Annotated in this window: 13 protein-coding genes; 4 read left to right on the top strand and 9 right to left on the bottom strand. The window is 64.3% G+C overall.

Annotated elements, in window-relative coordinates:
• Both B7X65_RS17545 and B7X65_RS17540 read left to right on the top strand, forming a co-directional pair.
• Entirely contained in the window at positions 1-741 is a 741-nt protein-coding gene (locus B7X65_RS17545; RefSeq protein ID WP_293595584.1) for a DUF3047 domain-containing protein, read from the top strand.
• Complete coding sequence (locus B7X65_RS17540) at positions 738-1892, top strand: FAD-dependent oxidoreductase (protein WP_293595583.1); 1155 nt, start codon at positions 738-740, stop codon at positions 1890-1892. The genes B7X65_RS17545 and B7X65_RS17540 overlap by 4 nt, the downstream gene beginning before the upstream one ends.
• 123 nt (positions 1893-2015) lie before the next feature.
• Here B7X65_RS17540 and B7X65_RS17535 read toward each other — a convergent pair whose 3' ends face one another.
• The gene (locus B7X65_RS17535; RefSeq protein WP_293595582.1) at positions 2016-2471 is read right to left on the bottom strand and encodes a helix-hairpin-helix domain-containing protein; all 456 of its coding nucleotides are present in this window, start codon (positions 2469-2471) and stop codon (positions 2016-2018) included.
• A 197-nt stretch (positions 2472-2668) separates the two neighbouring features.
• On the opposite strand from B7X65_RS17535, the gene B7X65_RS17530 reads away from it, so the two are divergent.
• Positions 2669-3121 carry a CBS domain-containing protein gene (locus B7X65_RS17530; RefSeq protein ID WP_293595581.1) on the top strand — a complete coding sequence of 151 codons (453 nt, stop codon included), beginning with the start codon at positions 2669-2671 and terminating at the stop codon, positions 3119-3121.
• Between the two features lie 10 nt (positions 3122-3131).
• Positions 3132-3482, top strand: a complete 351-nt coding sequence (locus B7X65_RS17525; RefSeq protein ID WP_293595580.1) for a cytochrome C — start codon at positions 3132-3134, stop codon at positions 3480-3482.
• A gap of 21 nt (positions 3483-3503) precedes the next feature.
• Here B7X65_RS17525 and rfaD read toward each other — a convergent pair whose 3' ends face one another.
• From rfaD to B7X65_RS17485, 8 genes are all read right to left on the bottom strand, one after another.
• On the bottom strand, positions 3504-4520 hold the full coding sequence (gene rfaD, locus B7X65_RS17520; protein ID WP_293595579.1) for an ADP-glyceromanno-heptose 6-epimerase: 1017 nt from the start codon (positions 4518-4520) through the stop codon (positions 3504-3506).
• 15 nt (positions 4521-4535) lie between these two features.
• The gene (gene rfaE1, locus B7X65_RS17515; protein ID WP_293595578.1) at positions 4536-5483 is read right to left on the bottom strand and encodes a D-glycero-beta-D-manno-heptose-7-phosphate kinase; all 948 of its coding nucleotides are present in this window, start codon (positions 5481-5483) and stop codon (positions 4536-4538) included.
• Between the two features lie 107 nt (positions 5484-5590).
• Positions 5591-6736, bottom strand: coding sequence for a lipopolysaccharide assembly protein LapB (gene lapB / locus B7X65_RS17510; protein WP_293595577.1), 1146 nt, complete (start codon positions 6734-6736; stop codon positions 5591-5593).
• Complete coding sequence (locus tag B7X65_RS17505) at positions 6726-6998, bottom strand: lipopolysaccharide assembly LapA domain-containing protein (protein WP_293595576.1); 273 nt, start codon at positions 6996-6998, stop codon at positions 6726-6728. The genes lapB and B7X65_RS17505 overlap by 11 nt, the downstream gene beginning before the upstream one ends.
• A gap of 52 nt (positions 6999-7050) precedes the next feature.
• The gene (locus B7X65_RS17500) at positions 7051-7362 is read right to left on the bottom strand and encodes an integration host factor subunit beta (RefSeq protein WP_077595754.1); all 312 of its coding nucleotides are present in this window, start codon (positions 7360-7362) and stop codon (positions 7051-7053) included.
• Positions 7363-7431: 69 nt separating this feature from the next.
• Positions 7432-9117, bottom strand: coding sequence for a 30S ribosomal protein S1 (rpsA, locus tag B7X65_RS17495; RefSeq protein ID WP_096697422.1), 1686 nt, complete (start codon positions 9115-9117; stop codon positions 7432-7434).
• Between the two features lie 148 nt (positions 9118-9265).
• Positions 9266-11248, bottom strand: coding sequence for a bifunctional 3-phosphoshikimate 1-carboxyvinyltransferase/cytidylate kinase (locus B7X65_RS17490; protein ID WP_293595575.1), 1983 nt, complete (start codon positions 11246-11248; stop codon positions 9266-9268).
• Positions 11249-11258: 10 nt separating this feature from the next.
• Positions 11259-12137, bottom strand: coding sequence for a prephenate dehydrogenase/arogenate dehydrogenase family protein (locus B7X65_RS17485; RefSeq protein WP_293595574.1), 879 nt, complete (start codon positions 12135-12137; stop codon positions 11259-11261).
• Positions 12138-12148: the final 11 nt, after the last annotated feature.

The raw sequence follows: 12148 nt of genomic DNA, 5'->3' as shown, positions 1-12148 counted from the left end.
ATGAAGCGCTGGCTGGCGGTGCGGCTCGCCGGACTGCTGCTGCCCCTGGCCCAGGCGCAGGCGCAGGCGGCAGGACCGGGCCTCTCCGCGTTTTCATCGGCCACTGGAGCGCTGCCACCTGCGCCCTGGCGCGTGGTGGGCGTGCCGGGCGGCAAGATCCCGCTGACCACTTATGCCCTGGTCGAGCTGGACGGGCGCAAGGTGCTGCGGGTCGAGGCAGACAAATCGTATGGCAACCTGGTGCATGACCTGCCTGCGGCGGTGCCCGAGGCCGGGCTGCAGCTGCGCTGGCGCTGGCGGCTGGACGAGGCGCTGCGCGGGGGCGATCTGCGCCGCCGTGAGGGCGACGACAGCCCGCTCAAGGTGTGTGCGCTGTTTGACCTGCCGCTGGCCAGGCTCGGCCTGATCGAGCGCAACCTGCTGCGCCTGGCGCGCGCGGCCAGCGGCGAGAAGCTGCCGTCGGCCGTCCTGTGTTACGTTTGGGACGGCACGCTGGCGCCGGGCACCCTGCTGCCCAATGCCTACAGCGCGCGCGTGCGTTTCATCGTGCTGGACAGCGGCGAGCAGCGCCTGGGTCAGTGGGTGGCTCATTCGCGCGATCTGGCGGCTGATTTCCGCCGCGCCTTTGGCGATGAAAGTGATACGGTGCCGCCACTACAGGCCGTGCTGGTGGGCGCCGATGCCGACAACACCGGTGGTCGCAGCGTGGGCCATGTCGGGGATGTCACACTGTCCCCATGACTTTCCCTTCGAATACACGACCGGGCCTGAAACACCTGGTGCTGCTGGGCGCCGGCCATGCCCATGTGCATGTGCTGCACAGCCTGGCGCAAAACCGGCCGGCCGATCTGAACATCACCGTGATTGCCCCGTACCCGCGCCAGCTGTATTCCGGCATGGTGCCGGGTTTTGTGGCCGGGCATTACAGCCTGGACCAATGTGTCATTCCGCTGGCGGGCCTGCTGGCGGGTTGCGGTGCCCGTTACATTGAGGGCAGCGGCGTGGCTCTCGATGCCGAGGCGAAAACCGTGACGCTGGCCAGCGGTGACACCGTGGCCTGGGACTGGCTGAGCATCAACACCGGGCCGGTGATGGACCGCGAAAGCATCGAGGCGCAGATGCCCGGCGCGCGCGAACACGCGCTGTTTGTGCGGCCCATCGAAGCCTTCGGCCAGTTGTGGCCCCAGGTGGCGGCGCTGGGTCGCAGCCGGCCGATTCATCTGGTGGTGGTGGGGGCGGGCGCGGCGGGGCTGGAACTGGCCATGGCCGCAGCCCATACGCTTCGGAGTGCCGACTACCCGCCCGGTGGCCACGTGAGCCTGGTGACCGGCGGCCCGCCGCCGGCCTGGAACTACCCGGCCGGTGTGCAGCGCCGGGTGGTGCAGGCCCTGCGGCGCCTGCAGATCACGGTGCTGCCTGATGCCTGTGTGGGCATGTCGGCCGGGGAAGTCCAACTGGCCGGCGGCGCGCGCCTGGCCTGCGACGCCCCCTTGCTGGCCGTCGGCGCCCAGGCGCCGGGCTGGCTGGCCGGCAGCGGGCTGGCACTGGACGACGCCGGGTTCGTGGCCGTCAACCGCTTTCAGCAAAGCACCAGCCATGCCCATGTGTTTGCGGCCGGCGATGTGGCCAGCCGCATCGATGCGCCGCATCCGCGCAGCGGTGTTTATGCGGTACGTGCCGGGCCGCCCCTGCTGGCCAACCTGCGCGCTGCATGGCAGGGCCAGCCGCTGCTGCCTTACGCGCCACCCGGGCGCACGCTGAACCTGATTTCCTGTGGCGGGCGTTACGCGATAGCCGCCTGGGGCCAGTTGCACGTGGAAGGGCGCTGGGTGTGGCACCTGAAAGACCGCATCGACCGCGGCTTTGTGGCCCGGTACACCGCGCCGGCCTGACCTGGAACATTCACTGAATTGCTCTGTTTTTGATAGCTGCTTGCGCTTGTGGGATAAGGACTGGAGGCCGAAAAGGCATGAAAAAACCCGCGCAAGGCGGGTTGACTCACAAGCGCGTGGCGTTTACTTCTTGGCGGGCTCGGTCTTGGTGTCGGTTTTGGGCGTCACCGCGGCCTTGACGTCCTTCGCGGTTTCCTTGGCCGCGTCCTTGGTGGCAATGGCAGCACCTTTGACGGTGTCTTTGGTGGCGACCGCGGCATCCTTGGCTTTTTCAGTCATCGGCTTGTCGGCTTTCTTGTCGGCCTTGGCGCCGGCCTTGTAGCTGGTGCCGTTGACGGTCAGGCCATCGGCGGAAAACTTGGCGGCGCTGTCGGTGCCCACACCTTTGACGCGGGTCACAAAGTCATTCCAGTCCTTGAACGGCGCTTTCTTGCGCTCGGAGATGATCAGCGCCGACTTCACCGGACCGATGCCCTTGATGGCGTCAAGTTCGGCCGAGGTGGCGGTGTTGACGTCAACCGCGGCAAAGGCCATGGCGACATACATGGTGGCGACAAAGGCCAACAGTTTCTTGAACATCGGGAAGCTCCTCAAAATGGATGGTTGAAGCAGGTGATCCCTCCCGTGCACCGGGATGTCCTGCGTTTAACGGCTGTTGCAGCCGCCAGGTTGACCAACCCGTGTATTTGCGCTGGATCAACAATGCAGGCGCCGGGAAAGGCATAAGCTGCAGTATCGCCACAAAGAAGCCTCCAGGCGGCGAAAAGGAGCTGAAGATGCCCACTCGTTTGAAAGACTTTGCAACCGCCGTGGTGGCTGTGGTCGAGCCCGAGACCTCGGCGTTGGTGGCCGCCCAGCTGATGCGCAAGCACCATGTCGGCGCGCTTGTCGTTGTCGATGCTGCGCAAAAGAGCCGACCGGTCGGCATCCTGACCGACAGGGATCTGGTGCTCGCCTTGATGGCCGAAGGGCTGGATCCCGAGGTGTTTACCGCCGGAGACATCATGTCCGTCGAACTAGTCCAGGCGACCCCCGAGATGGATGCGATGGACGCGGTGGCACTGATGCGCAGGCACCGGTTGCGACGGCTGGTCATCGTCGATGAGTCGGGCCGGCTGACGGGTGTCGTCACGATGGAGGACATCCTGGCCTTGCTGACGCGGGAGCTGGCCGATCTGGCCGCCGGGGTGATCGGTGCCAGGGACCGGGAATTCGAGCAGCGCGCATGAGGAGAGCCTCATGATGGTTGAGAAGTGGCTTGTTTTTCTTGTGGTCGTTCTCTGGGGCCTTGCCGGGCCTGTGCTTGCCCGGACCAAAACCGATGCCCTGCGCGGCGAACTGCTGTATTCGACCCATTGCATCGGCTGTCACAACGCCCAGCTTCACTGGCGCGACAAAAAGGCGGCCAACAACTGGGCCAGCCTCAAGGCCGAAGTCGAACGCTGGCAGAAAACCTCGGGGCTGGGCTGGCGGGAGGAGGACGTGACCGACGTGGCGCGTTACCTCAACACCCTGTATTACCGTTTTCCCGAGCTGCGGGGCGATGCTGCTTCGACGGCAGACGCCGCCGCACCGGCGCCCGCCCGCTGACGGGCGCTGGTCGCGGGCCGGTCAGGCTTTTGCGGCTTCGCCTTGGGTCAAGGCGCGCATGTAGGCCGCCACGCCGGTCTGCACATCGGCAAACACATGGTCGCAGCCGGCCGCTCGCAGGGCCGTCAGATCGGCTTGGGTGTAGCTCTGGTACTTGCCGACCAGCGCGACGGGGAAATCGATGTAGTCGATCAGGCTGCCGTGCGCGGCTTCTTCCAGCGTCAGCGGCGCATCGCCCTGCTGCTGGCGCAGGGTGTTGACGACGGCCAGCGCCACATCGTTGAAGGGCTGGGCACGGCCAGTGCCGAGGTTGAAAATGCCGGACTTTCCGGGGTTGTCGAAAAACCAGAGATTGACGGCCACGATGTCGTCGATGAACACGAAGTCGCGCATCTGCCCGCCACGGCCGTAACCGCCGTACTCGCCGAACAGCTTGACCTTGCCTTCGGCGCGGAACTGGTTGAACTGGTGAAAGGCGACACTGGCCATGCGCCCCTTGTGCTGCTCACGCGGGCCGTACACATTGAAATAGCGAAAGCCGGCGACCTGGGTGGCCGTGCCGGAAAAACCGGTTCCCAGTTCGCGCCGCAGCCGCTGGTCGAACAGCAGCTTGGAGTAGCCGTAGACATTGAGCGGCTTCTCGAACTCGGGTGACTCACGGAAGGTGTCCGACCCACCGTAGGTCGCGGCCGAGGAGGCGTAGAGCAGCCGGGTGCGCTGTTCCTGGCAGGCGGCAAACAAGTCGCAGGACAGCGCGTAGTTGTTGTCCATCATGTACTTGCCGTCGCTCTCCATGGTGTCGCTGCAGGCACCCTCGTGGAAAACCGCCTCGACGTTGCCAAAGGCGGATTCGGCAAACAGTTCGTAGAAATCGTCGGCGTCGATGTAGTCGGCGATCTGCAGGTCGGCCAGGTTGCGGAACTTGTCGCCGTCGGTCAGGTCATCGACGGCAATGATGTTGTCGATGCCGCGGGCATTGAGTCCCTTGATGAGGTTGGAGCCGATAAAACCTGCGGCACCCGTGACGACGATTTTCATGTTTGTTCCTTGTGTTCAGGGCGCGGCAAACAGCTCGCCGTAGCTGACCGTCGCCGTGCCGAATTTGCCGACCACGATGCCGCCGGCGCGGTTGGCCACCGGGACGGCGTCGCGCAGGCTCAGGCCGGCGGCAGCCATCGCGGCCAGGGTGCCGATCACGGTGTCGCCGGCCCCGGTCACGTCGAAAACCTCGCGCGCCAGTGCCGGCACATGCAGCTGGCCTTGGGCGTCGAACAGCGTCATGCCTTCTTCACTGCGCGTCAGCAGCAGGGCCTGCAGCTTGAGGACCTCGCGCAGGTTCTGCGCCTTGCGCTGCAGGTCGGCTTCATCCTGCCAGGGGCCGATGACCTGCTCGAGTTCGGCGCGGTTCGGGGTGATGGCCGTGGCGTTCTGGTAACGCGAATAGTCCGAGCCCTTGGGGTCGACCAGCACCACCTTGCCGGCGGCGCGGGCCTGCGCAATCATCAGGCCGATGTGCGCCAGACCACCTTTGCCGTAGTCGGAAAACAGCACCGTGTCATGCGCCGGCAGCAGTTTTTCGAACTCGGCCGACTGCGAGGCCAGCACCTCGTTTTCGGGCGTGTTTTCAAAATCCAGGCGCAACAGCTGCTGCTGGCGGCCGATCACGCGCAGCTTGACCGTGGTCTTGAGCTGCGGGTCGCGGCCGAAGCAGGGCGTGATGCCCGAGCCGGCCACCAGGGCCTCGAGCTGGTGGCTGGCCTCGTCGTCGCCGACCACGCTCAGCAGCGAGGCGCGCGCGCCCACAGTCACGATGTTATAGGCCACGTTGGCCGCGCCGCCCATGCGTTCTTCCTGGCGCGTGACACGCACCACCGGCACAGGCGCTTCCGGCGAGATGCGGTCTACCGCCCCGTACCAGTAGCGGTCCAGCATGGCGTCGCCGACCACCAGCACGCGGGCCTTGGCTAGCTGTTCGCGGGACAGAGTTAAAGATGTGGTCATGTTGAGAGAATCTTATTCAAGCGGACGCCGCGGAACCGGCTTTGCCGGGCCGCTGGTGTCCGCCCCCTGCAAGGGGGAAGGCAAGCGAAGCGCAGCCACGGGGGTGTTCATAACTCTTCGATGCGCCGGGCAGGGTAGCTGTCCCAGGCCTGGCAGCCGGGGCAGTGCCAGAAGTGCTGCGTCGCTTCGAAACCGCAGGCGGCGCAGCGGTAACGCATCAGGGGCTTGGTGGCCTGGTCGAGCGCGCGCTGCACCATGCTGTGTTCGTGCTCGCTGCCCAGTTTTTCACCGGCAATCCATTTGGCCGCTGCCACCAGCGAGGCTTCTCGCTCGAGGTGCCGGCCGTACCATTGGCGCGGATCGGCGGACTCTGTATCGAGTTTGACGATGGCCTCGATCACGTCAATCGACGGCAGCTGGGCATAGTTGGCCTTCAGCAGGTCCAGCGCGGCCGCTTGCTGGCCGCTTTGCTGTGCAATGTTGACGAGCAGGCCGGCTGCCAGCGGCAAGGCCTGGGGGGCGGTTCGCTCCAGCTGGCGCAGGGTTGCAAACGCATCCGCATGTTGACCCAGCTGGGTCTGGAGCTTGGCCAGGTCGATCAGCGGGCGCGGTGAGGCCGGCGCCATGACGGCCGCCTGTTGCAGGCTGTCGAGCGCCTGGCCGGTATCGCCGGAAGCTGCCGCCGACACCGCCTGTTCGCACAGGTAGTGGGCCTGCCGGGCGCTGAAGCTGCCGTGGCTGGCGCTGTCGAGCTTGGCGGCGATATCGGTGGCGTGTGTCCAGTCGCGCGAGCGTTCATAAATCGACAGCAGAGCCAGCCTGGCTTCTTCTTCATAAGTCGTGCCTTCGAGCTTTCGCAGCGCCACCTCCGCGCGGTCCAGCAGGCCGGCCTTGAGGAAATCCAGTGCCAGCGCGTGCTGCGCACGGTCGCGCTCGGTCTGGGTCAGGTCGCCGCGCGACATCAGGTGCTCGTGTACACGCACGGCCCGCTCGTATTCGCCACGGCGGCGAAACAGGTTGCCCAGTGCGAAGTGCAGCTCGGAGGTGTCGGGGTCGTTCTGGACGGCTTCAATAAAGGCGTCAATCGCCTGGTCCTGCTGTTCGTTGAGCAGGAAATTGAGACCGCGGAAGTAAGCTTTAGGCGCCTGCCGGTTTTCGATGCGCATCTGCCTCAGATCGAGGCGGGAGGCCAGCCAGCCCAGCGTGAAGGCAATCGGAAACCCGAGCAGAACCCAGGTGAAATCAAAGTCCATGGTGCATGGTGGAGGGGTTCTCGCCGAGTTGGCTCTGCTGGCTGGCGCGCACGTTTTTGCGTTTTTTCCACCAGCGCGGCATCATCATCAGGATGCCGGTGGCCAGCCCGCAGGCAAACGTGACCAGCACGACCAGCACCAGGGGCGCCTGCCACAGCGTACCGAAAAAGAAATACACGGAAACGGCTTGCTGGTTGTTCAGCGCGAACGCAAAAAGCGTAAAAAAAATGGCTGCCTTGAGCAGCCACATGAGGTATTTCACTACAGGTCCCCTTGTGGTCCGGCAATTGTAGCCAGCACCAGGCAGGGCGCCGTTATTTGGCCGGAGGGGCCAGCATTTCTTCGGTCCGGGTATCCACCGCTTCGCGCAGGGCCTTGCCCGGCTTGAAATGGGGAACACGTTTTTCCGGAATCGCAACGCTTTCGCCAGAGCGCGGGTTGCGGCCCATGCGCGGCGGACGCCGGTTGATCGAAAAACTGCCAAAACCACGAATCTCTATGCGGTGCCCACGCACCAGTGCATCGCTCATGGCGTCAAGAATCGTCTTGACGGCATATTCGGCATCGCGGTGGGTCAGCTGGCTGAAACGTGCAGCCAGTTCCTCGACAAGATCGCTTCGGGTCATAAAAATGGGGGGACAGAGAAATGGCGTGCCGTTCCGGGGAGCGGGCACGCCATGTCTCAGGGGTCCGGTTTACTTCTCGTTGTTGTCCAGCTTGGCGCGCAGCAGGGCGCCCAGGTTGGTCAGGCCGGCGCTTTCACGCGAAGACTGCTGGCTCAGGGAAGCCATGGCTTCCTGCTGGTCAACGTTGTCCTTGGCTTTGACCGACAGCTGGATGTTGCGGGTCTTGCGATCCACGTTCACCACGACTGCGGAGACTTCGTCGCCTTCTTTCAGCACGTTGCGTGCGTCTTCGACGCGGTCACGGCTGATTTCGCTGGCGCGCAGGTAACCGATGATGTCTTCGCCCAGATCGATCTCGGCGCCCTTGGCGTCAACCGTCTTGACCTTGCCGGTCACAACCGCACCCTTGTCGTTGATCGACACGAAGGTGGTGAACGGGTCGGAATCGAGCTGCTTGATGCCCAGGGAGATACGCTCGCGGTCCACGTCAACGGCCAGCACGATGGCTTCGACTTCCTGGCCCTTTTTGTAGTTGCGAACGGCGGCTTCGCCGGGTTCGTTCCACGAGAGGTCGGACAGGTGCACGAGGCCGTCGATACCGGCAGCCAGGCCCACAAAGACGCCGAAGTCGGTGATCGACTTGATCGGGCCCTTGACGCGGTCGCCGCGCTTGGTGTCCTGGGCAAATTCCTGCCACGGGTTGGCCTTGCACTGCTTCATGCCCAGGCTGATGCGGCGCTTGTCCTCGTCGATTTCCAGAACCATGACTTCGACTTCGTCGCCGAGGTTGACGAGCTTGCTCGGGGCCACGTTCTTGTTGGTCCAGTCCATTTCGGACACGTGGACCAGGCCTTCGATGCCCGGCTCGAGTTCCACAAACGCGCCGTAGTCGGCGATGTTGGTGATCTTGCCGAACAGGCGGGTGCTCTGCGGATAGCGGCGGTTCACGCCCATCCATGGGTCGTCGCCCATCTGCTTCAGACCCAGGGACACGCGGTTTTTCTCGGTGTCGAACTTCAGGATCTTGGCCACGATTTCCTGGCCAGCCGTCACCACTTCGCTCGGGTGACGCACACGGCGCCATGCCATGTCGGTGATGTGCAGCAGGCCGTCGATGCCGCCCAGGTCAACGAAGGCACCGTATTCGGTGATGTTCTTGACGATACCCTTGACGGCGGAGCCTTCTTTCAGGGTTTCCATCAGCTTGGCGCGTTCTTCGCCCATGGACGCTTCTACAACCGCACGGCGTGACAGCACGACGTTGTTGCGCTTGCGGTCGAGCTTGATGACCTTGAATTCCATGGTCTTGTTCTCGTACGGAGACAAGTCCTTGACGGGGCGGGTGTCGATCAGCGAGCCGGGCAGGAAGGCACGGATGCCGTTGACCAGGACGGTCAGGCCGCCCTTGACCTTGCCGCTGGTCTGGCCGGTGACGAATTCGCCGGATTCCAGGGCTTTTTCCAGGCTCATCCACGAGGCCAGGCGCTTGGCCTTGTCGCGGGACAGCAGGGTGTCGCCGTAACCGTTTTCGACCGAGTCGATGGCCACGGAGACAAAGTCGCCGACCTGGACTTCGAGTTCGCCCTGGTCGTTCTTGAATTCTTCGAGGGGGACATAAGCCTCGGATTTGAGTCCGGCATTCACAACCACGTGGTTGTGATCAATACGCACTACCTCGGCGGTAATGACTTCGCCCGTACGCATTTCGGAGCGTTTCAGCGATTCTTCAAAGAGGGCGGCAAAAGATTCAGACATTGATTTTCCTAGTCCACAGAGCAGGTTTCCGACGGCACCATTGCTATCGTTTTTAGAGCTGACTGCGGCGGTTGTGTGCGGGTGACCGCGGTTAAGTTAGTGATCCTGCCGACCGAGGCACTGGCGTGCCTACAAAAATGTATGAGGGTCAGAAGGGCCGGGTGCCTTGCCAGAGTTGCAACACCCGGTCTACCGATTCTTCAATCGACAGCTCGGAGTTGTCCAGTAGCACAGCGTCATCAGCAGGCTTCAAAGGGGCGGATTGCCGTGACATGTCACGCGCGTCCCTTGCCTCCAAATCCTGCTCAATCGCGGCTATTGTAGCCGGAATTCCCTTTGAAATCAATTGCTTATGGCGTCGTTCCGCCCGGTGCCGGGCGCTCGCCGTCAGGAAGATTTTCAGCGCGGCGTCCGGGAAAATCACGGTGCCCATGTCCCGCCCATCGGCCACCAGCCCCGGCAACTGCCGAAAGCCCCGCTGCAACTCGGTCAGGGCGTCGCGCACGGCGGGATGCACCGACACCCGGGAGGCGGCCATGCCGGCGGCTTCGCTGCGGATGGCGTCCGACACGTCTTTCTGGCCCAGAAACACCTGTTCGCCCTGAAAACGCACCGGCAGGGTGCGCGCGACGGCGGCGACGCCGGCTTCGTCATCGAGCGCCACGCCGGCACGGCCGGCGGCAAACGCGGTCAGGCGGTACAGGGCGCCGGAATCGAGGTAGTGGTAGCCGAGACGGTGCGCCACCAGGGCGGCCAGCGTGCCTTTGCCCGACGCGGTGGGGCCATCGACACAGATCACCGGGATCAGCCGGCGCTCGGTCACCGACACCGAAAACAGGGCTTCGAAGTAGTCCGGAAAGGTCTTGGCGACACATTTCGGGTCCAGAATGCGCACCGGCAGACGCGCCGGGTTGAAGGCCGCCAGCGAAAAACACATGGCCACGCGGTGATCGTCGTAGGTGTGGATGGGGGCGGTGCGCCACTGGATTGGCGGCGTGATGCGGATGTAGTCGGCGCCTTCCTCCACGCCGGCCCCCAGCTTGCGCAACTCGCAGGCCATGGCGGCGATGCGGTCGGTTTCCTTGACGCGCCAACTGGCGATGTTGCTCAGCGTGGTGGTGCCGTCCGCGTACAGCGCCATCACGGCCAGCGTCATTGCCGCATCGGGGATGTGGTTGCAGTCCAGGGTGATGGCCTTGAGCGGCCAGGCGCCGCGGGAGATACGCAGGGTATTGGGTGTGCTGGCTATGTGTGCGCCCATCATCCGCGCGGCTTCCACAAAACGGATGTCGCCCTGGATGGAGTCCGCACCCACCCCCACAATTTCGATGCCATTTTGGCCTGAAGCCACCGCTGCTATTGCGCCAAGCGCTATGAAATAGCTAGCGGATGAAGCGTCCCCTTCGACATGGATCTCGCCGGGCGACCGGTAGCGGCTGCCGGCCGGAATGGTGAAACGCCGCCAGCTCTCGCGCTGGACGGCGATGCCGAAACGCGCCAGCAGGTTCAGCGTGATCTCGATGTAGGGGCGAGAGATCAGCTCGCCGACCACGTCGATGTGAATAGCGCGTGTGGCCACCAGCGGCAGGGCCAGCAGCAGGGCGGTCAGGAACTGGCTGGAGACGTCGCCGCGCACGCGGATGGGCGCATCCAGTGAGAGCTGGCCGGTACGGATACGCAGCGGCGGAAAACCGTTTTCGCCCAGATAGTCAATGGCGCAACCCAGGCCGCGCAGGGCATCGACCAGGTCGCCAATCGGACGCTCATGCATGCGCGGCACGCCCGACAGTTCAAAGTCTCCACCCAGCAGCGCCAGCGCCGCCGTCAGCGGTCGCATGGCGGTGCCCGCGTTGCCGAGATAGAGCTTGGCCTGCCTTTGCGCCAGCTGGCCGCCCAGGCCGTCGATGACGGCGCTGTTGCCGCTTTGTGCCACCGTGCAGCCGAGCTGGCGCAGCGCGGCCAGCATCACGGCAGTGTCGTCGGAAGCGAGCAGGTCATGCACCGTGGTGCGGCCTTCGCTCAGCGCCGCGAGCAGCAGGACCCGGTTGGAAATGCTTTTGGAGCCGGGCAGGCGCACGCTACCGCCGGCACCCGTCAATGCTGGAATGTCCAGGAACTCGGTATCGAACATGGCCCCGCGCCTACTTGAGGGCTTTGGGGGGGGTGATCCGCCAGTTGGCGCGGGTATGGCTGGCATGGTCGATACCTGCTTCCAGTGCATCGCCGTCGCCGCTGCTGATCAGCTTTTCAAGCGAATGCAGGGTGGCCTGGAAAATCTTCGACTGCTCCAGCAACTCCTCCCGGTTGGCAATCAGGATGTCCCGCCACATTTTGGGGTCGCTCGCCGCAATGCGGGTGAAGTCGCGAAACCCCGGGCCGGCCAGCGACAGGTAGTCCTTGCCCTGGGCCTGGCCGGAGATGCTGTTGATCAGTGCAAACGCGATCAGGTGCGGCAGATGGCTGACGGCGGCATACGCGGCGTCATGCGACTGGGGCGACATCTTGACGACGTTGCAGCCCAGCGCCGTCCAGACATCCACGGCTTTCTGAAGCTGAACCGTGAAGGTGCGTTCGATCGGCGTCAGGATGACCTGCTTTCCGGTGTACAGGTCCGCATCGGCATGTTCGACGCCAGAAACTTCCTTGCCGGTGATCGGATGGGCCGGCACAAAACAGCCGAGGTGGTCGCGCAGCACCCGGCGCGCGGCGTCCACGACATCGCGCTTGGTGGAGCCGACGTCCATGATCAGCGTTGTCGGGGTCACGAGATGGCGGATGGCCTTGAAGGTGGCCTCGGTGGCGGACACAGGCACGGCCAGCAGCACGATGTCAGCACCGGAGACCGCCAGCAATGCCGAAGGCGCTTCCACGTCGATCACGCCCATCTGGCGCGCGCGCTCGGTCGTGGACGGCGACTTGCTGTAACCCACCACCCGTTTGACCAGACCTGCGCGTTTGAGCGCCAGCGCAAAGGAGCCACCCATCAGGCCGCAGCCTATCAATCCCAGTTGTTCAAACATGTCGGGGGGCC

Origin of the sequence: Polaromonas sp. 39-63-25 (assembly GCF_002278925.1) — a bacterium.
Classification (GTDB): domain Bacteria; phylum Pseudomonadota; class Gammaproteobacteria; order Burkholderiales; family Burkholderiaceae_C; genus Polaromonas.
Note: the sequence above shows the minus strand (reverse complement) of the source record. Positions and strands in the feature narration are given on the sequence as shown.

Coding starts and splice junctions, on each gene's coding strand:
- B7X65_RS17530 (WP_293595581.1), top strand. CDS start 2,669: ATGCCCACTCGTTTGAAAGACTTTGCAACCGCCGTGGTGGCTGTGGTC.
- B7X65_RS17525 (WP_293595580.1), top strand. CDS start 3,132: ATGATGGTTGAGAAGTGGCTTGTTTTTCTTGTGGTCGTTCTCTGGGGC.
- B7X65_RS17535 (WP_293595582.1), bottom strand. CDS start 2,471: ATGTTCAAGAAACTGTTGGCCTTTGTCGCCACCATGTATGTCGCCATG.
- B7X65_RS17485 (WP_293595574.1), bottom strand. CDS start 12,137: ATGTTTGAACAACTGGGATTGATAGGCTGCGGCCTGATGGGTGGCTCC.
- rfaE1 (WP_293595578.1), bottom strand. CDS start 5,483: ATGACCACATCTTTAACTCTGTCCCGCGAACAGCTAGCCAAGGCCCGC.
- B7X65_RS17545 (WP_293595584.1), top strand. CDS start 1: ATGAAGCGCTGGCTGGCGGTGCGGCTCGCCGGACTGCTGCTGCCCCTG.
- B7X65_RS17540 (WP_293595583.1), top strand. CDS start 738: ATGACTTTCCCTTCGAATACACGACCGGGCCTGAAACACCTGGTGCTG.
- B7X65_RS17490 (WP_293595575.1), bottom strand. CDS start 11,248: ATGTTCGATACCGAGTTCCTGGACATTCCAGCATTGACGGGTGCCGGC.
- rfaD (WP_293595579.1), bottom strand. CDS start 4,520: ATGAAAATCGTCGTCACGGGTGCCGCAGGTTTTATCGGCTCCAACCTC.
- rpsA (WP_096697422.1), bottom strand. CDS start 9,117: ATGTCTGAATCTTTTGCCGCCCTCTTTGAAGAATCGCTGAAACGCTCC.
- B7X65_RS17500 (WP_077595754.1), bottom strand. CDS start 7,362: ATGACCCGAAGCGATCTTGTCGAGGAACTGGCTGCACGTTTCAGCCAG.
- lapB (WP_293595577.1), bottom strand. CDS start 6,736: ATGGACTTTGATTTCACCTGGGTTCTGCTCGGGTTTCCGATTGCCTTC.